Annotated in this window: 16 protein-coding genes; 8 read left to right on the plus strand and 8 right to left on the minus strand. The window is 46.5% G+C overall.

The features are described 5' to 3' along the window. Positions 1-36: 36 nt before the first annotated feature. Positions 37-291, minus strand: coding sequence for a hypothetical protein (locus tag QUA25_RS23385; protein WP_190656149.1), 255 nt, complete (start codon positions 289-291; stop codon positions 37-39). 267 nt (positions 292-558) lie between these two features. On the opposite strand from QUA25_RS23385, the gene QUA25_RS23390 reads away from it, so the two are divergent. The 4 genes from QUA25_RS23390 (at position 559) to QUA25_RS23405 (ending at position 2815) form a co-directional block, all read left to right on the plus strand. Beyond that, positions 559-819 (plus strand): sulfiredoxin, encoded by a 261-nt coding sequence (locus tag QUA25_RS23390; RefSeq protein ID WP_333041516.1) that lies wholly within the window; start codon positions 559-561, stop codon positions 817-819. Positions 820-914: 95 nt separating this feature from the next. Further along, positions 915-1466: a DNA starvation/stationary phase protection protein Dps gene (gene dps, locus QUA25_RS23395; protein WP_333041517.1), complete on the plus strand. Its 552-nt coding sequence runs from the start codon at positions 915-917 to the stop codon at positions 1464-1466. Between the two features lie 78 nt (positions 1467-1544). Continuing rightward, positions 1545-2249 (plus strand): helix-turn-helix domain-containing protein, encoded by a 705-nt coding sequence (locus QUA25_RS23400; RefSeq protein WP_333041518.1) that lies wholly within the window; start codon positions 1545-1547, stop codon positions 2247-2249. 239 nt (positions 2250-2488) lie between these two features. Further along, positions 2489-2815, plus strand: a complete 327-nt coding sequence (locus QUA25_RS23405) for an STAS domain-containing protein (protein WP_041623653.1) — start codon at positions 2489-2491, stop codon at positions 2813-2815. Positions 2816-2871: 56 nt separating this feature from the next. Here the strand turns inward: QUA25_RS23405 and QUA25_RS23410 are convergent, their stop codons facing one another. Next, positions 2872-4008: a PP2C family protein-serine/threonine phosphatase gene (locus tag QUA25_RS23410; protein WP_006632014.1), complete on the minus strand. Its 1137-nt coding sequence runs from the start codon at positions 4006-4008 to the stop codon at positions 2872-2874. 432 nt (positions 4009-4440) lie between these two features. On the opposite strand from QUA25_RS23410, the gene QUA25_RS23415 reads away from it, so the two are divergent. Continuing rightward, complete coding sequence (locus QUA25_RS23415) at positions 4441-4959, plus strand: ATP-binding protein (RefSeq protein WP_333041519.1); 519 nt, start codon at positions 4441-4443, stop codon at positions 4957-4959. A gap of 15 nt (positions 4960-4974) precedes the next feature. Here QUA25_RS23415 and QUA25_RS23420 read toward each other — a convergent pair whose 3' ends face one another. Together QUA25_RS23420 and QUA25_RS23425 are read right to left on the minus strand one after the other, a co-directional pair. Continuing rightward, positions 4975-5742: a DUF1350 family protein gene (locus QUA25_RS23420; RefSeq protein WP_333041536.1), complete on the minus strand. Its 768-nt coding sequence runs from the start codon at positions 5740-5742 to the stop codon at positions 4975-4977. Between the two features lie 569 nt (positions 5743-6311). Continuing rightward, on the minus strand, positions 6312-7343 hold the full coding sequence (locus tag QUA25_RS23425) for a glycosyltransferase family 2 protein (RefSeq protein WP_333041521.1): 1032 nt from the start codon (positions 7341-7343) through the stop codon (positions 6312-6314). A 994-nt stretch (positions 7344-8337) separates the two neighbouring features. Here QUA25_RS23425 and ggt point away from each other — a divergent pair. Together ggt and QUA25_RS23435 are read left to right on the plus strand one after the other, a co-directional pair. Continuing rightward, positions 8338-10062, plus strand: coding sequence for a gamma-glutamyltransferase (ggt, locus tag QUA25_RS23430; RefSeq protein WP_333041523.1), 1725 nt, complete (start codon positions 8338-8340; stop codon positions 10060-10062). A gap of 521 nt (positions 10063-10583) precedes the next feature. Continuing rightward, the gene (locus QUA25_RS23435; RefSeq protein ID WP_333041524.1) at positions 10584-11465 is read left to right on the plus strand and encodes a choice-of-anchor L family PEP-CTERM protein; all 882 of its coding nucleotides are present in this window, start codon (positions 10584-10586) and stop codon (positions 11463-11465) included. A gap of 538 nt (positions 11466-12003) precedes the next feature. Here the strand turns inward: QUA25_RS23435 and QUA25_RS23440 are convergent. The 4 genes from QUA25_RS23440 to QUA25_RS23455 all read right to left on the minus strand — a co-directional run bounded on the left by QUA25_RS23440 (position 12004) and on the right by QUA25_RS23455 (position 15630). Beyond that, positions 12004-13176, minus strand: a complete 1173-nt coding sequence (locus QUA25_RS23440) for a pentapeptide repeat-containing protein (protein WP_333041526.1) — start codon at positions 13174-13176, stop codon at positions 12004-12006. A 108-nt stretch (positions 13177-13284) separates the two neighbouring features. Next, a complete protein-coding gene (locus QUA25_RS23445) occupies positions 13285-14133 on the minus strand; it encodes an alpha/beta hydrolase (protein WP_333041528.1) in 849 nt (282 codons plus the stop codon). A 194-nt stretch (positions 14134-14327) separates the two neighbouring features. Then, the gene (locus QUA25_RS23450; RefSeq protein ID WP_333041529.1) at positions 14328-15053 is read right to left on the minus strand and encodes a DUF3120 domain-containing protein; all 726 of its coding nucleotides are present in this window, start codon (positions 15051-15053) and stop codon (positions 14328-14330) included. Then, a complete protein-coding gene (locus tag QUA25_RS23455) occupies positions 15046-15630 on the minus strand; it encodes a hypothetical protein (RefSeq protein WP_333041530.1) in 585 nt (194 codons plus the stop codon). The genes QUA25_RS23450 and QUA25_RS23455 overlap by 8 nt, the downstream gene beginning before the upstream one ends. 579 nt (positions 15631-16209) lie before the next feature. Between QUA25_RS23455 and QUA25_RS23460 the strand changes: the two genes are divergently transcribed. Next, positions 16210-17448: a ferrochelatase gene (locus QUA25_RS23460; protein ID WP_333041532.1), complete on the plus strand. Its 1239-nt coding sequence runs from the start codon at positions 16210-16212 to the stop codon at positions 17446-17448. Positions 17449-17725 lie beyond the last annotated feature (277 nt).

The following is a 17725-nucleotide window of genomic DNA, read 5'->3' on the forward strand; positions in this document are numbered from 1 at the left end:
ATCTTAGATTTAAAACTGGTGCGGTGGAGATTGAGCCTAGAGTTCTGAGGGAGTATCTGGAGCGACTTCAATACCCATTCCTTGTTTCATCATCTGCTGAGCCGTAATCAAGTCGCTTAACTCCTTGACTTCGACGCCGATGTCTTGGCAAGCCTTTTTCAGTTCCCGCTCGAAGGTGTTGAGGTCGCCTCCGTAGCCGCAAAGCTTCGCGGCTGTGGCGATTCCTTGTTGGGCGTTAGCTTTGGCGCAGTCGATCAATTCAATGCCTTTGAGGGGTTGGGAGGATGCCATAATTTCAAGCCACAATTTATATTTTCTCCCACTGTACCTAGAAGGTTGAGGTCGATCGATCTATCGAAAGGCATGAAAAATCCTGCCTGTGCTGAGTGTTGCCAATTCATAGGTATTTGTATGGGATTTCCGGGCTAGATAGCAGTAGTTGGGATTTTCTAACCCCCATATTCCCCGCAGAAACCAGGTTTTTGCGTAAGTTCTCATGTTTGTTGACAAAACAAAGTCATAACGAGTATGATTTAGATAGTAAAAAAGAGAGTCACCATGAGGATAGAAGAAATTCCCCTCAACCAGATTCGCCGCCCCCTGCCGCGAGTCAATGACCAAACCAAAGTCGCCGCCCTCATGGAATCCATCCGCGAGGTAGGTTTAAACGAACCCATCGATGTGCTAGAAGTAGATGGTCAGTATTACGGATTTTCCGGCTGCCACCGCTACGAAGCTTGCCAGCGTCTCGGTTTAGAAACTATCCGCTGTAAAATACGCCGAGCTCCCCGTGCGGTGTTGCAGATGCACCTAGCCTGAGCCTCTCAACAGAAATTCATGACAGCCAAATATTCCCTCGCCCAAACCTTTCTAAGAAGTTCGATCGACAATCACTAATAACAAGCTAAAAACCTATGACTACCAACAATCACAAACAACACCTTTACCCCACCCGTATCGATATGTCAGCCGCCACCCGCTCTCAAGTAGTCGGGCTGCTCAACGCCACACTAGCAACGACTCTGGACTTAAAAACTCAAGTCAAGCAAGCTCACTGGAACGTTAAAGGCATGGACTTCTACCAGTTGCACTTGCTGTTTGACGAAATGGCAACAGAACTCGAAGAATACATCGATTTGGTTGCCGAACGGGTCACAGCTTTGGGCGGTTTGGCTGTAGGAACAGCCCGCACAGCCGCAGCAGATTCGATTTTGCCAGAATTTCCTTTCGACATTTTAGACGGCAAAGAATACGTGACGGCTTTGGCCGATCGCTACGCACCCTACGCCCAACACCTGCGAGTTGCCATCGACAAAACAGACGAACTCGGCGACGCCGACACAGCGGATCTCTACACTGAAATTTCGCGGACAATTGACAAGCGTTTGTGGTTCCTAGAAGCGCATTTGCAAGGTTCTGCGACAACTGCAACAGCCACCGCCCGCGAAAAAGTAGCCGTCAAATAGCAAGCTTTCAATAATTGAACTTGCATCGGCATAAATTGCGAAACTCTTGTGGGGCGGGCCCAACAGCCCGCCCCAAAAATGTATTTCCTTAAGGCTCGTGACAGTTTACGATCGAGAATATGTCCATTTATTAATTTGGATGAGTTTTTCGTGACTGCCAATATTCCAGATTATGCTCCTCAACTGCAACGCCTGATGGAACAGGCGGGGCTTTCGAGCGATCGAGAACTCAGCCAAAAAGCAGGAGTTTCCGAGATCCAGCTAAGTCGCCTGCGTCGCGGTTTAGCTTTGCAAACCCGAGCCGACATACTGCTCAAAATTAGTCAAGCTTTGCAAATTTCCTTACCCGAACTACTGGCAACCTTGGCGCCAAACTATGTAGAGTTAGAACAGGCACCACCGACAGCCCTAGAACAAGAATATCAGCGCCTGCAAGCTTCGATCGAACAGCAGCGAGAATCTTTGATGCAGGAATTCCAGCTATCTAGCGTGCAAATTTTAGAATCTTGGATGTTGCAGTGGCCGACTGCTGCGAGCAAAGCTCAGGAAAATCACAACTTGCGGGCTCAGAAACTACTGCCCTTGCTGCGGCCAGTCGAGCAGTTATTAGAGCATTGGGGAGTGGAGTCGATCGCCCCAGTCGGAGCCCAGATTCCCTACAACCCCCAACAGCACCAGCTCATGGAAGGAACAGCCGAGCCCGGAGAACCCGTCAAAGTCCGCTACACAGGCTACAGACAAGGCGACAAACTGCTCTACCGCGCCAAAGTTAGCCGAGTTTGATTAATACCAGAAGGCATTCAGCAGAACAAAGATTGTCCCTCTCTCAAAATTCACTCGCGGCGAAGCGCTGCGACTGCGATCGGCGTTACGATCCGCGACGAGCATCATCTTTTGCACTCATAACTATTCTCCCGCTCTCAGGCTCTGGCGCTTTCCCCCCCTGTTATTTGGATCGGAGTCCATCTCGCAGCTATACTAGCCTAGTCTGGCTAGAAATTCTGACATTCCCACCGCAAAATATGAGTCCTGTAGTTAAAATTATTCAGCCCTCTGGCATTTTAGACGGCACCAAGGCAAGTCAATTCCGCCAAGAGATTAGCGACCTAGTGGAAGCGGGAGCCGATGTGGTATTGATAGACTTCACTGATGTGACATTTATGGATAGTTCTGGTTTAGGCGCTTTAGTCTTGGCGCTCAAAACAGTCCGTGCCGCTGGGAGTCAATTAGTTGTCTGTTCTATCAACGAGCAAATCCGCATCTTATTTGAACTCACCAGCATGGATCGAGTTTTCGAGATATTTCAGACCCGCGATGCTTTTAATAGCAAAATTCTCTCAACTAACTAAATCTTTGGGCTGCTGCCTTTTTGCTATTTGGTCACAGATGCACTGCAAGAAGTCAGCTAGCCAAAGTTTACCTTGAGTAAAGACCAATCATCATCAAAAACTGCTTTAGCGTTCAACTTTTGAATGTAGTTCAAAACTAGCTCTAACTGGTCGGCACTTGCACCGTTGTAAGCTGCTAACAGGTCTACGAAAGGGTCAAGCCCCCAGATATTGCCGTCAGGTTGGTGGATCTCGTATACCCCGTCGCTAAAGATGTAGAGAGTGCTCAAATCCTCTACATCGCAGCAATTATCGACATAGGGGGCGTCAGGGAACATCCCGACCGGCATTCCGGGGGTTTTTAATCGCTGGATTTTAGCGGTGCTCGCAGGGGACTGGGAAATCAACACGGCTGGTGGATGGCCGGCGCTGGCATAAACTAGCTGGCGAGAAATGCGGTTGTAAACGCCATACCAGATGGTGAAATACTTGTCGTTTTGGTAGCTCATCTGGAAGGTGGTGTTCAGGGCGCGCAAAACGTCGCTGGGTTTGTAGTAGTCTATGTTGGGGAGCGTGCGCGATCGCAGCAAATTCAGCACGGCCACCGAAGGCAGCGCCGCCCGCAAACCGTGACCGGCTACGTCGAGCAAGTAAATCGCCAAATAATCGGCATCTAGCCAGTTGTAGTCGAAGCAATCTCCACCCAACTGCCGGGAGGGAATGAATTTTGCCTCAATGCTGAAAGGTTCCGTCATCGGATCTGGCAGCAGCGATTGCACGTACTCGGCTGCCTCGGCTAACTCTGCTTCCAGACTTTGCTTGGCTATTTTCAAATCTCGGCTGAGTTGGTGCAGCCTCAATCCGGCGCGTACTCTCGCCTGTAACTCGTTGAGTTCGATCGGCTTTGAGATAAAATCGTCGGCACCAGCGTCGAGTCCTTTGACTCGATCGGCGATCGATCCCAAAGAAGTCAACAAAAAGAATTGTGTAGTTGACAGATCCGGATCTGCCTTGACTCGACGGCAGACATCGATGCCGGTCAAGCGCGGCATGATCCAATCGCAAATTATCAGGGCCGGACGCAATTTTTGCGCCTGGGCTACACCGTCTTCGCCATTGCTTGCTACTGTTACTTCGTAACCCTGTTTTTTCAGGGTTCTTCTCAGCAGTTCTTGAACAGCCGTATCATCGTCAATAACCAGAATTTGAAACATGGGCACTTAGGTACTACAAGTTTTTCAAGGTCTGGGGGTCATTTAAAATATATCCTGTCAGCGCCCTTGTCTGAGATTGAGTATAGTTTATTGGCATCGCTTTCGAGGTAATTGCTTTTGACAGCGGGTCGTTGAGTTCAATTTACGTTAAAATTTGATAGAAATTTGGCGCGATCGAACTTCACTCAGTTTATACTCAGAATATAAATTTTTATAGACTTTTATTTGCAACAGGCGCTCGTTGACATGAAAATGCTATTTATGGTATAGTGCCTAACCGATTAGTGGATTAGACATTGATCCAGGGCCCACCAAAGCTAGTATCCTCAAACTACCATTCAATTTTGCCGCCGTTATACTTGGTCTCGTTGTATTTTATCTGGTTGTATTGTGTCTCGTTGTATTTTGCCCACCGGGCGATGAAGAACTTCTGTGGTGAGCGTGATTGAATTAAAAGGTTCCGAAAAGTTGCCGATGCTAAAAAAAGCGGATCTTCAAGTCAATACAGGTCTGAATGGATTAAGCTGGGTTTTGTCGTGGTTTGCACAATTGTACGACTCGCGAATTCCTACAAGTGTGTGGATACGGTGTCAGTTGGCTTTGGCTGAGGGCTTTACGAATGCTGTGCGTCACGCCCACAAGGGCAAACCAGCGGATTTGCCTGTTGACATTCAGGTGGCTGTGTTCGCTGACTCTTTAGAGATTAAAATTTGGGATTGGGGCGATCCGTTTGATTTAGAGAAAAAAATCAAAGATATTTCAGAAAAAGTCGATATTAACTCTCCGGGCGGGCGGGGCCTAAAATTGATTAAAGACATCGCAGACAGTATTAGTTATGTGAGAACGGCTGATGGACGGAACTGTTTGTCGATCGTCAAAAATTATACTCCTGTCTCAAGGCCGAACAATGAAGATGATATTTTGGAAGTGGTAGAGGAAATTTCTGATTAATGCGTTCATCGGGTTTTAAAGGCGCGACAGAGGATTAAGCCACAGCAGAATTGTCCGTTTTAATTCATTTAATTCTCGATACACTTCTTGTTTGACCCACTGCCCGATCGCATCGAAGGGCGTAAAAATTTGGCCCACAGGCCAGCTAACATCTTGACCCAAGGGCGTTTGATGGTTGCCTGCTAGAGTCTGAACTGTAATCATGTCGGGAAATCGTGCTTTTAGCAGTTTGGTCAAAAGCAGGGTTTGGTCGATGTTGTCGCCGTTAAATTTGACTAAAAGATTGCGCCGAATTTGATAGCTATCTTGGACGAGGCGATTAGTCTCTTGCGGGGAAGGGGTAAACTCGACGTTAAAGACGGGGGAAATTTGCTCGACGATGGGGATTGCTTCGGATGCCGCATAATTGTTGAAAGAAATCAGAATATTGCCTGCCCTTTCTATGTCAAATACAGAACCGATCAGCAAGTGGAGTTTGCATCCCATGCTGTGTCCCATACCGTAAATGGGGAGATAGGAAGATTTGAGCAATTTAGTGGCGCGCAGGCGATCGAGGGCATTTTCAAATTTGTTAAGGACATCGCGGGCGATCGCAATATGATCCAAAGTATTGACAAACGGCGTTGCGACTACAAGATATCCTTGGTTCCCCAAAGCCTCTAACAGCCAGCGATAGGTGAGTTGCGGTGCTGTCGCCACAAATGCACCGCCGAGAAAATGTACGATCGCGATCGGTCTTGAGGGAATTAATACCCAATTGCCAGAAATTTCTTGCCAGTCCATCATAAATTCAATCTAATTCCCAATAAAAAGGCGATCGTTCTCTGAAGGTAAAAGGCAGAATGTTTTATAAAATTTTCCTTTTATTTTCTGCCTCAAAAAGGGGTTTGCTACCCATTTTTTAATGGCCAAAACTTTCCTTTTTACTTATATATTATTTATTCTAACTGTTGTGGGGTCAAATAGCACGGCTGGCGATCGCTGCTATTTTCGCCCTGTATAGGGTTGAAGCTGGCGGCCGAATAAATCAAGGCTGACATCCACGACTTTCAAAAATTTTTATATTGTCCCCCACCGCACGACCGCAAGCCACTGTAGCCGGTAGTGCGGGTAATTGACCCGACAGAATATTAACAGTCAAATACGGCTCAAAACGCCAATATCAGGTATTAACCCGCCCCTGGGCGCTCGGCGTCGATTCTGCTTTATTGGCAGCACCTAATTTCTTGACTAAACCCGCATATAGCAGTTATCAATAAAGTGAGGTATGCCCTATGCCCACGGAAGCCTATGCCCGCTTATCAAGCGTGCACCTCATGTTACTGAGAAAGGCTATACAACTATAACATCCTTTAGGACAGCCCCCCAATTTCAGACGATCGCTGGGGGTTTAATGGTGGCGAGTGATTGATACCTTCTGCGGTTTGATGACTCAACTTTTCGTGAGTCTTCATCCATTTCCACTTGTGCACAGTAGCTTGAGGATTGAGCACTGTGGTAGCCACCCCGTAAACAATAGTCGGCAAAACCTCCCGATTTAACCAACTTTGTCCCAGCTTTCTCATGTAGTGCAGTGCCAAAACTTCTCGAAATTTGTTAAGCCTTTGCAAAAGCGGCAAATTCTTAAAACATAACTGTTCGTACTCCTGGAGTGATAACTCTTTTTCTCCCCGCAAGCGCCGCAATTGGTTTTCCTTGACACAATCAGAAGCTATGCGCTTTTTCAGCCAGTGCTTATCTGTGAGAGAGTTCCCTCTAATTCGATAATTTCCCAAAGGTTCTGTCGCCGCCAGCAAGCCATACTTTTGAGCAAGTTTGGTAAATAATTCTGTATCTTCTCCTACCTCCCAATCTTCTGGAAACCCGCCTTCTTGGAGTAGAATAGAGCGATCGACTACAACAGAAGACGGAAAAACCCAAGGACTTTCGCCTGTCTCCTTAATCGCCTGCATTTCTGCTTTAGTTGTAGGATAGGTGGGAATATAACTCAACTTCTTACCGTGCTTGTCTAAATACCGCAAAGCGTGAGCCACAGCTTTGACTTCGGGATTGTCTGCAAGCATCTTCAAACAAACTTCTAACTTATTGGGTTCCCAGGTATCGTCGCTGTCGATAAACGCTACATACTCGCCTGTGGCGCGATATATCATTAAATTTCTCGACTTAGAAACCCCGTAATTTTGGGAATTCCTGAAGTATTGAATTCTCGAATTTTGCTCTACCAGCTTAGCCGCAACTTGGTCAGTAGCGTCAGTAGAGCAGTCATCAACAATTAAAATTTCTAGATTTTTGTGAGTACCATTAAGTACGGAGGCAACTGTCTCAGCCAGAGTGTCGGCAGCATTGAATGCAGGAATGATGACACTGACTTTTTTGCTATTCATAACTTGCATTAAGGTGTGGTTTGGTAGTTGTTCGCCGAAGTATAGTATCGAAGCCGACACTCTGACTCATTTACGTGCAAGTACCTGTAGTCAGGAAACTTGCCTACATACTGCCAATATAACAGGTTTACCAACGTGAGTGTTATCTACCATAAGGAGGGGACAGCCCTTAGCAGCCCGAGTGCAGACTCTTATTTGGCGGGCAATTTGTCTGACACAAAGGCGACGGCTGCGATGGATTGAGGGTTTTGTCCGGGGACTGGAGTTGTCCTAAATTCGATGGATCTTTTTGCTTTAATACGGCTTACCCAGAAAAACCCTGGCTCACCCAAAATTATTGGTTTGAGAACTATAGAGCTACTAAAAAACCTGGTTTCTGACTCAGAGCGATTCCGGTTAATCGCTGAGCATAAAATTGTTTGTCATGCTCCAGGGGCGGGCGAGGGAGGAATTTGATTCCTCACTACCAACCTAATTATAATTATTTAATCGAACTTGAGAGCAAAATTGGGTAAATCCTGTTTTATTGATTAACTAACCAGTCGAACAACTGCCCAAAAACGGCTATGCTAAGTCTGCTATGTGTTGGCTTGCCATAGCAATCACCTATACTGATTTTTTTGCTGTTGCTTAATAGGCTAGCAAAAAAAATAAATTTAAAATTCCGAAGCTTTGTGAATACTGTTTATATGATTTGCATCTTTAGTTTTTTCTACCGTAAATCAGCAACGCCGTTTTTCTGCGTTCATCAGCTTTTTTGAAATTAGGATTTTCTCAAAAAAGATGCTTTTTCCAACTTGTTTACTTATTAAGTTACCATAAGCTGTTCCTCCTTTCTCTCTTCCTCTTGTACCGTGAGAGGCTCCCAGGGTCAAATTGTGTTCCCGTCTGCCATAACAGGTAATTTATCTGCAGTTGAACTCAGTACCGCTCGGTCTTAGGGAAGACGATCATAAAATTATACTGTAAAAAATCTTCGCCTCACCGGTAAAAAATGTTGCCAAATTTCTTGAGCAAAGTGCAAATTTATACTTGTTGCCTAACAGTCTGGGTGTTGGGTGGCTGCCAGCAGCTACAGGCAACCTTGCAGCAGCAGCGCAGCAAACAGGGGATGGCAGTTTCTGCTCACCCTCTGGCGAGCGCTGCGGGGCTGGCCGTGCTGCAACAGGGAGGCAATGCAGTGGATGCGGCGGCTGCTACGGCTTTGGCGATTTCGGTGGTGGAGCCTTTTTCGGCGGGTATCGGCGGCGGGGGTTTTTTGCTGCTGCGGCGGGCGGAAACGGGGACTGTGCAAGCGCTGGATTTCCGGGAACGAGCTCCGAAACGGGCGACGCGGGATATGTACCTCGACAAGCAAGGCAAGGTGCGCCAAAGGGCAAGTCTGGACGGGCATTTGGCGGCGGGTATTCCGGGCACTGTTGCTGGACTTTATACGGTGCACCGCGAGTATGGTAAGTTGCCTTGGCCCCAGGTGGTGGCGCCGGCGATCGCCCTGGCAGAAAAAGGCTTTTCGGTAAGTTCGCGTTTTACCACGGCTACCGGGCGACGAGAGGACGTGCTCAAAAAAAACCAGGCGGCGCGGGAGGTTTTTACTCGTGGTGGCATTTTATACCAGCCGGGTGAGCTTTTGGTGCAGCGGGATTTGGCGCGGACTTTGCGGCAGATTGGTGAAAATCCGCAGAGTTTTTATACCGGGGACATTGCGCGGGCGATCGCTGCCGATATGGCTAAAAACGGCGGCATTATCACTCTCGAAGATTTGAAAAACTATACGCCGATTTGGCGGAATCCGGTTTGCGGCAACTTTCGCGCTTACGAAATTTGCGCGATGTCGTCTCCTTCTTCCGGCGGCGTTCATTTGTTGCAAATCTTGAATATTCTGGGAGATTCGGATCTCAAGAGGTTGGGGAGGCAAAGTCCAGATACTTTGCACTTGCTGGCGGAGAGCATGAGGATTGCCTATGCTGACCGGGCTGAGTATTTGGGCGACCCGGATTTTGTGAGTGTACCGGTCAAAGCTCTGACTAACAGCAATTATGCCAAATTGAGACGATCGCAAATCCAAATGTCAAAAGCCCGACCTTCGGGAGAGGTAAAAGCTGTTGACCCTGAAACTTTGAGCCACTTTGTGTGGGAGTCTCCCGAAACTACCCACCTCACGGTAGTTGACAAAGAGCGCAATGTAGTAAGCTTGACATTTACGGTGAATGGCGGCTTAGGGGCTGGAGTCGTGGCGGCGGGTACGGGAATTTTGCTCAACAACGAGATGGATGATTTTGCAGCCGCGCCGGGAGTGCCGAATTTGTTTGGTTTGGTGGGCGGGGAGGCAAATTCGATCGCCCCGAGGAAAACTCCTTTATCGAGCATGACGCCGGTCATCGTGACAGAAAATGGCAAATTTCGCCTCGCTGCGGGGGCTCCCGGAGGCAGCACAATTATTACCACCGTGTTGCAAATTGTACTGAACGTATTGGTTTACGACATGAATGTCGGCGATGCTGTGTCTGCACCTCGGATACACCACCAGTGGCAGCCCGATCGCCTGAGGGTGGAACGGGGAGGTTTTGAGGCTGCGACGCTTTCGGAGTTGCGGTGGCGGGGACACCAGATTGTCGAAGGTGATGGCTGGGGCAATGCCAATGCGATCGTCCTGACTGCAGACGGTTGGTTGGAAGGGGCTGCCGATCGGCGCGGCGAAGGAGAAGCAAGGGGGTTTTAGTTATCAGGTAGTCGATTAGAGATTTTAGATTTTAGACCTTCGGCGAGCCGTCGAGTCGCACTCAGTCGAAAAATTTTAGATTTACTCCAGAGATGAATCTGGGATGTTGAACTAGGGTCAAAAATTTTGATCTCTCTACGACAGGAATTGGGGGCTTATATAGTTTTTTTTTACGAGGTCATCTTTCATGAGTCATCAGTCATTAGCTATTAGTCATTAGTGATTAGTCATTAGTGATTAGTCATTTTGGACATGACCAAAGGTATCAAAACCAGGTTTATTTTGTCTCCAGTGCGTAATTCCTGAAATTATTAGTCTGTGTACGTGTATTTTTGCATCCGTATTTTTGCGCGGATGTTTATTGGCTGACTAATTGCCAAGAATTACCCAAAAAGTTAACCACAAAAAGCGTATATACACTTATGTGTAAAGTTATTGTAAAGGCACTAGACATTGATACTTATATAATGTAAAAATTAAGTTGTGCATAAGATCAGGTTTGTATCTTCCAGGAAAAATTTATGATAATTACTCACAAAATTGCTGCCTTAACAGCTACATTAACTACTGCTCTGAGTTTGTTGGCAGGGCCAGCCATGCCATTTTCGGTAGGGCCAACTAATAACACTGAGACTTTAAAAAATAATTTATTGGGGACTAATACAGCCGGGTTGAGTAATTTCTCTGTTTCAATTACAGGTAATTCGGCTGCTTTTGGTACTTTCACTAATGACCCCTTCGGTTTGACATCAGGTGTTGTTCTGAGCACTGGTAAAGTCGCAGATATACGGGGTAAGAATCGGAAAGATAACTTCACGACCACAAAGATCAGCGATTTAAGCACAGACTTTGGACCTGAAGGTGAAGAGGGGGATTTGACTCAGCTAAACCTCAGCTTTTTTGCTAATAGCACGGTCGAAAAGTTAGTCTTTCAATATGTATTTGCTTCTGAGGAGTTTCCTGAGTTCGGCAATTCTGCATTTAATGACGATTTTGAACTGCTACTGAACGGCACTAATTTGGCAAAATTGAGCGACGGAAAAACAGTTACTATTAATAATCTTGTTCCCGATCCATATAATCGCTCTACATATCACTCAGACTATATTGACAACCCAAGTTTGACAGGTATTGCTGCTAACATCGTTAAGCTCGACGGTTTTACTAAAATTTTAGGTTTTGAGGGTTTGCTCAAGCAAAATCAGACGAATGTTCTCAGCATTCGCATTAAAGATGTGGGCGATGGCAAGTTAGATTCTGCTGTATTTATTAAAGGCGGTTCTGTGGAGGCGGTTCAAGCTGAGCCGGTTCCCGAACCGATGACTGTGGGGGGTTTGATGGCGGGAGGCGCTATGCTGGCTGCTGGACGAAAGTTACGCAATCGCCGTGGCGGAAGTAATTAATAACGGAAGGAAGTTCGGCAACGGATTATGTAACCGGATAAAAGGAAGAAGGAAGAAGGGAAGAAGGAAGAATAAAGTTCGGCAACGGATTATGTAACGGATAAAAGGAAGAAGGAAGAAGGAAGAAGGGAAGAAGGGAGAAGGAAGAAGGAAAAAACAGAACAGGAACCATTTTGGCGGTTGCTGTAATATGAATCTCGATTAGCCGTGTTGGAGACAGAAACGGGGTTTGATGAACGAAAAGACCTTGTTGCAGTTCTTGAACCGGGTAAAAAAACTCGGTTTGTGCGATCGCGATCGCGTAATATCATGTCAAGTAATTTAACCATTATGGGTACGCAGCGAGGAATGCAAGTCCTCATACAATTCTGACGACGAACGCCCTCACTACGAACCAATTTTATTGCGGTTGTTCTAGCTGACAGAATATAAGTTTTTATCCCAAATTCGCAAAGGGCGGATTTTTTTGTATTTGGAATTGCAGCAAATATTGCAGGTAAAACCCGCGTCTACAATCACTCACTAAAAACTAAATAATTTAGCTATGAACAGTACCGTCGGGTAAGATTGTACCTGTTAATGTAGTCCGGGTAAGTTTGACCATAACTCGATCGCCGTAACCGATTTTCGCTCCTGTTAAGTCAGCACCGCTCAAGTCAGCACCGCTCAAATCGGCTCCGATTAAGTTGCTTTCTCTCAAGTTGGCATTGATCAAACAAGCTCCTAACAAATTGGCCCTGAACAAGTTTGCTTGATGCAAATTCGCGCCTGTGAGATTGACGTTGTGTAGAAAAGCATCACTTAAGTCGGCTTCACTCAGGTTTGCATTGCTCAAGTTTCTTCCTGAAAAATCCTTTTCTTTTAAGGAAGCTCCTTTGAAGTTGGAACCGCTTAAATCGGGAGCTTGCGGCCCAGCTTGGCGGTAAGACTGAGAAGGCGGCGGCTGCGATTGGTAGCGGGACGCCTCTGAATACGGCCCTGCAGGGTTTCCCCCATAGCTTCCCGGATAATTTCCAGGATATTTTCCTGAAGAGGGTTCAGAAGAGTAGCGGGGTTCTTTAGGGTTGGCCGGTGGTGGCTGGGTGTTTTGGTGCTGGGTGTTTGGATACTGAGTATTTCTGTACTGAGTGTTTTGGTACTGAGTATTGGGTTGCTGATTGTTTTGGTACTGAGTGTTTTGGTACTGAGTATTGGGTTGCTGGGTAGTTTGTTGCTGGGTATTTTGTTGCTGAGTGTTTCTGTACTGAGTATTTTGTTGCTGGGTAGTTTGTTGCTGGGTATTTTGTTGCTGAGTGTTTTTGTACTGAGTATTTTGTTGCTGGGTATTTTGTTGCTGAGTGTTTTTGTACTGAGCGTTTTGTTGCTGGGTAGTTTGTTGCTGAGTGTTTCTGTACTGAGCGTTTTGTTGCTGGGTGTTTTGGTGCTGGGTGTATTTGTGCTGGGTGTTTTGGTACTGGGTGTGTTTGTGCTGAGTATGTTTTTGCTGAACGTTCTGATTCTGACCTCTTGGTTGAATCGATCGCAATTTTTCGCGAGCTTGATTAATTTCCTTAATCTTTTCTTCAGCTTTCTGTAGTAGTCTGGGATTGTCTTTGGGGATGCGATCGGGGTGCCAAATGAACGCTAAATCCTTGTAGGCTTGGCTAATTTCTTCTCTGGAAGCTCCCGGCAACAGTCCCAGCACTTTATAGTATTGGTCGAGGTCGTTCATTGTACCACCTTTCGCTTTAAGAAATTAGGAATTAAAAATTAAGATCGGAGCAAAAGCCGTTCTCAAAGCTTGCGTGTCCGATCGTACATTAGATGAACAATAACTCAGCTAAGCCGCTGCTGGCAAAAATTCTCGAATTCGCTGCAAGTATGTTGCGGCATCCTCCAGCATCGGAAAGTGAGCCGTATTCGGAATTATAACAAATTCTACTTTTTTGCTGAGAGAGGCTGCTTGCTCTCCCATGACGGCGGGGATAATTTGGTCGAATTCTCCGGCAACAAGCAGTGTGGGAACACTCAGCCGCGCAAATTCTTGGGGCATTTCCTCAGCGGCTCTTTTGCTGACGGCCGTCACCATTGTACCTATAGCAGCTTGCTCGTCTGCCATTAAAAAATCCTTGAGAAACGCCAGACTGACCTCTGTGGGCAGGGAACGGCGCAAAAACCGGGCCATAAATAGCCGATCGGCAAACGGGATGGATGCCAGCCAAGAGGGTCTAAATTTTACCACATAGCCACCGAATTTGTGAAAAGTTGTAAAAGATTTTTCGTCGTATTCAAAAATCCCGCTGCAAGTGAGAATTGCTTTTTCTACTTTTTCGGGGTAAAGGTTGAGAAATAAAGTAGCAATTGATGCACCTGTGGAGTGAGCATTGAGAAAGACGCGGCTTAAATTCAAAGCTTCTAATAATTCAGCTAAGTCCCGGGCGTAGGTTTCGAGTTCGTAGCTGGACTCAGGAGGCTCTTTTGGCAAGGGCGATCGACCAAAACCTCTCATATCGTAGAGCAAACAATCAAAATCATCAGCCATAGCCCGTGCCGTGCTTTCCCAGTAGCGCGCCGAGCCCGCCCAGCCGTGCAGAAATACCATCACTCGTTTGCCGCTGGGTTGGGTACTGTTATCTGCCGTTATCCACTCGTAATAATGTTCTACACCGCGAATTGAAATGAAAGACATGATATTGATTTGGGATTCTTAGATTTTAGATTTTAGATTTTAACTCATAATTGTTCACTAAATACCAAAATTCCCGACTTATTAAAGAAGTCAGGAATCTCAAGACTACATCTATCAAAAAATCTGCGTTAATCTGCGTCAATCCGCCCACATCTGCGGTCAAAAATTACCAACATAGGAACCAATCATAAATCTTAAGCTGCAGAAGCAGCCAGCCAAAATAAACCATCTACCAAAAGAGTGCTTAACACCGCGCCACTAAACGCGCGCCAGTGCAGTTCTCGATCGCGCAAACTCAGCAAACCTACGGTTAGCAGCACAGCGATTAAAACTAAAGCACAGCCTATGCCCCAAGGAGTTTCAATTTGACCGATCGCACTTTGAAAAATCGGCATAGCTAATTCCGGTTCCGCGTGCATCACTTGCCGCCAGTAGGGCATCAACCCAGTTAAATAAAAATATAAATCAGTAATGGCAGTGCCCAAGAGCGAACCTAAATAAAAATAGCCGCCCACTTTTCCCCAAGATTTGCCCAAGCACCAAATAGCAAAAGGCAAGCCAATTGATTCTATAGGTAGATGTAAAATTGGTTCCCATCTAAACCAGCCCCAATAGATAGAACCTGCCAGCCAACATCCGGCAAATCCTAATAATAAATCTCCCCAAAGTTGGGTTTTGGGGCGGAAAATTAGAATTAAACTCAGAACGAACCAGGGGATAGTTGACAGCAGACTGATGGTTGGATATAAGCGCACTAAGGGTGCTTGCACGAAGACTGGAATTGAGACTAAAAATGCTGAGGCGCTAAATATCAACCACTGTTTGAGGCTGTTTGTTGTGGCTGAAGTGACAGAATTGTCGAGGCGGGCGATGGTGGCAATAGGTGCGATCGCGGATGATACTAAATTAAGATTAAACAACTGATTGGACTCCGTATTGTTTCAATAGGTGGACTAAAAATTTTGCTGCGGTTGTGGGTGCGACAGTCTCAATGCCGGCGGCGGTTTGGCTGACGTGCCAGCCTTTTGCCGTTTGGGGAGCTCGCCATAAATCCAAATGTTCGATCGCCGGATCTGCATAAAAGCTTTCTCCACCGCCACCGAGAATTGCCGAACTCCAGTGCGTAAAGCGATCGTGGCTGATTCGGTGGATGGGAAAATTGCCCCCCAGGGGTACTCCCCAACCGTCTAAGGCAAAAAAAGCCCCGACTTTGCCGCCGAGTTGCTGCCACATCCAAGCCGCCCCGATCGCCCCGGCTACTCCTGCCGAAAAGCTGACAAATACTAGACTTTCTCCTGCTAACTCTTCGCTGCACAAAAAGTGCAATATGTCAAGAGCTGAAAAAGGCGGATATTTATGAGCGGGAAAAATCTTGACACGATCGACTATTTGCTGGTTTTGGCGATCGGCTGCCAGTCCCCAAAGCCCCGAAAGTCCCGCCAGGAAACAGTCGGTTAGCTTTGGTTCGTGGACTCCGGGGCAAATTACCAGTCTCATAGTTCGTCAAGAAAGTTAATATAGTTCGCAACATAACTTTATCATATGCCTACTATATCATATACTACCCCAGGGGATAGGGTGTTAAACTTATAATAGAGTCAAGTTTGAAGAGTATCCCCCCAAGTTAAATGCTGGGAACGCTCCAAACCGCATGAATCTGAGGCAAGGTGAGGGAGTCTTAAGAAAACATAAAACTTATCCCCCCCGGCCCCATTCCCTGTCAAGCTTAGCAAAGCCTGATTCTAGTTTTAAGCAGTTCTGTATTTAGATTTAACTTTTCTGGCGGCGTCGAAGCCGACCCCACAAAAGCTTAAAGAAACAGGATTGTGAAAATTAGAGGCCTGCCAGCTTAGCTTCCCTACGAATTTCGGGTCAAGGTCAAAAAACCGACTTAGGACTGATGCTCATCAATCCGGTTTCTAGGATAAATAAGAGGTTTGACCGGGAAGTATGGGCCAAAAAACCGGGAATCAGCCCCGCGCACGTCAGTCGTGCGATCGCAAACAATGAAAAATCTCCGATTCACCCTTCATCCTGCCCGGATCTCTTAGAATAAATAAAATTGAGGAATACAAAGTGGTTGCTTCTCCAGAAAAAATCGAGTACAAAACATCTGCAGCACCCGCAAGTAACGATCGCGTTGCTGTATTGCTGATGGGTTACGGCGAAGTCGAAAGCTACGACGATTTTGCCAACTACAACGAACAAGCTTTAAATTTGCTTACGGCAAAGTTTGCGCCAGTACCGCTTTGGATTTATCCGCCGCTGGCGAAGATTTTAGCAATCTTTGACTTGCACGAGTGGAGTCACCAACACGGTCAATTCGTTTCGCCGCACAATGCAATTTTTGAACAGCAGCGCGCCGGGATTGAAAAGAATTTACAGGAGAAATGGGGCGATAAAGTAAAAGTGTTCAAAGCTTTTAACTTTTGCGCGCCGTTTTTGCCGGAACAAGTAATCCCTCAAATTAAAGCAGAAGGATTTGATAAAATTCTGATTTATCCGCTGTTGGTAGTTGATTCTGTTTTCACCAGCGGCATTGCAGTCGAACAGGTGAATAAAGCTTTAGCACAAACCTTTGATGGTAAGGAACATTGGGTAAAAGGACAGCGCTACATTCCTTCTTTTTACGATGAACCTGCTTACATCCAGCTAATGGCGGATTTGGTTGAAGAGGAAATTAAGAACGATTTAGCTGTAGCGCATTTGCCTTCTCAGATTGGGATTGTGCTGATGAATCACGGTTGTCCGCACAAAGCGAAGGGCTTTACTTCGGGAATTGTGGAAAGTCAAGCTTTGTACGATCGCGTGCGGGAACGTTTGATGTATCGCTATCCTTTGATTTCGGTGGGTTGGCTGAACCACGACACGCCGCTGATTGAATGGACGCAGCCGGATGCGACGTTGGCTGCGAAGAATTTGATCGATCTGGGTGCAACTGCGATCGTGTTTATGCCGATCGGATTTGCGACAGAAAATCACGAAACTTTGTTAGATGTAGACCACATTATTGAGTCTTTGCAGAAACAGCGTCAAGGAGTTACTTACCGCAAATTGCCTTGCGTTAACGACCATCCAGAGTTTCTGAAAATGGCGGCAGAGTGGGCAAATCCGCAGATTGAAGCGTTGTTGAGTGAGACTGCGGTTGCTGTTAATCCGACTTTGGCTTCGGCGCAGCGCGAGCACGCGCATTCTCATGAAGGGCACGGTCATTCTCATGGCGGGCACGGTCATTCTCACGGTGGACATTCTCACGGTGGGCATTCTCATGGTGATCACGGACATTCTCATGGTGATCACGGGCATAGTCACTAATAGGACTTGGGCCTGAGAGCTCAGAAACCGGGTTTTTTGCGAAGATACTGCATGGAAATGGCAGATTTAGTGAAAAACCCGGTTTCTTTTGTTGGGGTGCGTAGGTCGAAATTTGGGCGAAAAGGGCGATCGGCCTTTGTTTTTTTAGAGAAGGGGCGATCGACTTTTTTGTCAAATTTTCTGTGCTTGTCAAACACCCGCCATTCGTAACAAGTTAAGCCTGTATGGCAGTTGTCAAGGGGATTTCAGAAGATGTCTCAAAGAAATATTGGTTCAG

Source organism: Microcoleus sp. Pol17C6, assembly GCF_036701145.1.
Classification (GTDB): domain Bacteria; phylum Cyanobacteriota; class Cyanobacteriia; order Cyanobacteriales; family Microcoleaceae; genus Microcoleus.

Excerpts from the sequence above, each read along its gene's own strand:
- QUA25_RS23440 (WP_333041526.1), bottom strand. The coding sequence starts at position 13,176 with ATGAACGACCTCGACCAATACTATAAAGTGCTGGGACTGTTGCCGGGA.
- QUA25_RS23445 (WP_333041528.1), bottom strand. The coding sequence starts at position 14,133 with ATGTCTTTCATTTCAATTCGCGGTGTAGAACATTATTACGAGTGGATA.
- QUA25_RS23425 (WP_333041521.1), bottom strand. The coding sequence starts at position 7,343 with ATGAATAGCAAAAAAGTCAGTGTCATCATTCCTGCATTCAATGCTGCC.
- QUA25_RS23435 (WP_333041524.1), top strand. The coding sequence starts at position 10,584 with ATGATAATTACTCACAAAATTGCTGCCTTAACAGCTACATTAACTACT.
- QUA25_RS23400 (WP_333041518.1), top strand. The coding sequence starts at position 1,545 with ATGTATTTCCTTAAGGCTCGTGACAGTTTACGATCGAGAATATGTCCA.
- QUA25_RS23455 (WP_333041530.1), bottom strand. The coding sequence starts at position 15,630 with ATGAGACTGGTAATTTGCCCCGGAGTCCACGAACCAAAGCTAACCGAC.
- QUA25_RS23390 (WP_333041516.1), top strand. The coding sequence starts at position 559 with ATGAGGATAGAAGAAATTCCCCTCAACCAGATTCGCCGCCCCCTGCCG.
- QUA25_RS23420 (WP_333041536.1), bottom strand. The coding sequence starts at position 5,742 with ATGGACTGGCAAGAAATTTCTGGCAATTGGGTATTAATTCCCTCAAGA.
- ggt (WP_333041523.1), top strand. The coding sequence starts at position 8,338 with ATGTTGCCAAATTTCTTGAGCAAAGTGCAAATTTATACTTGTTGCCTA.
- QUA25_RS23410 (WP_006632014.1), bottom strand. The coding sequence starts at position 4,008 with ATGTTTCAAATTCTGGTTATTGACGATGATACGGCTGTTCAAGAACTG.
- dps (WP_333041517.1), top strand. The coding sequence starts at position 915 with ATGACTACCAACAATCACAAACAACACCTTTACCCCACCCGTATCGAT.
- QUA25_RS23405 (WP_041623653.1), top strand. The coding sequence starts at position 2,489 with ATGAGTCCTGTAGTTAAAATTATTCAGCCCTCTGGCATTTTAGACGGC.
- QUA25_RS23385 (WP_190656149.1), bottom strand. The coding sequence starts at position 291 with ATGGCATCCTCCCAACCCCTCAAAGGCATTGAATTGATCGACTGCGCC.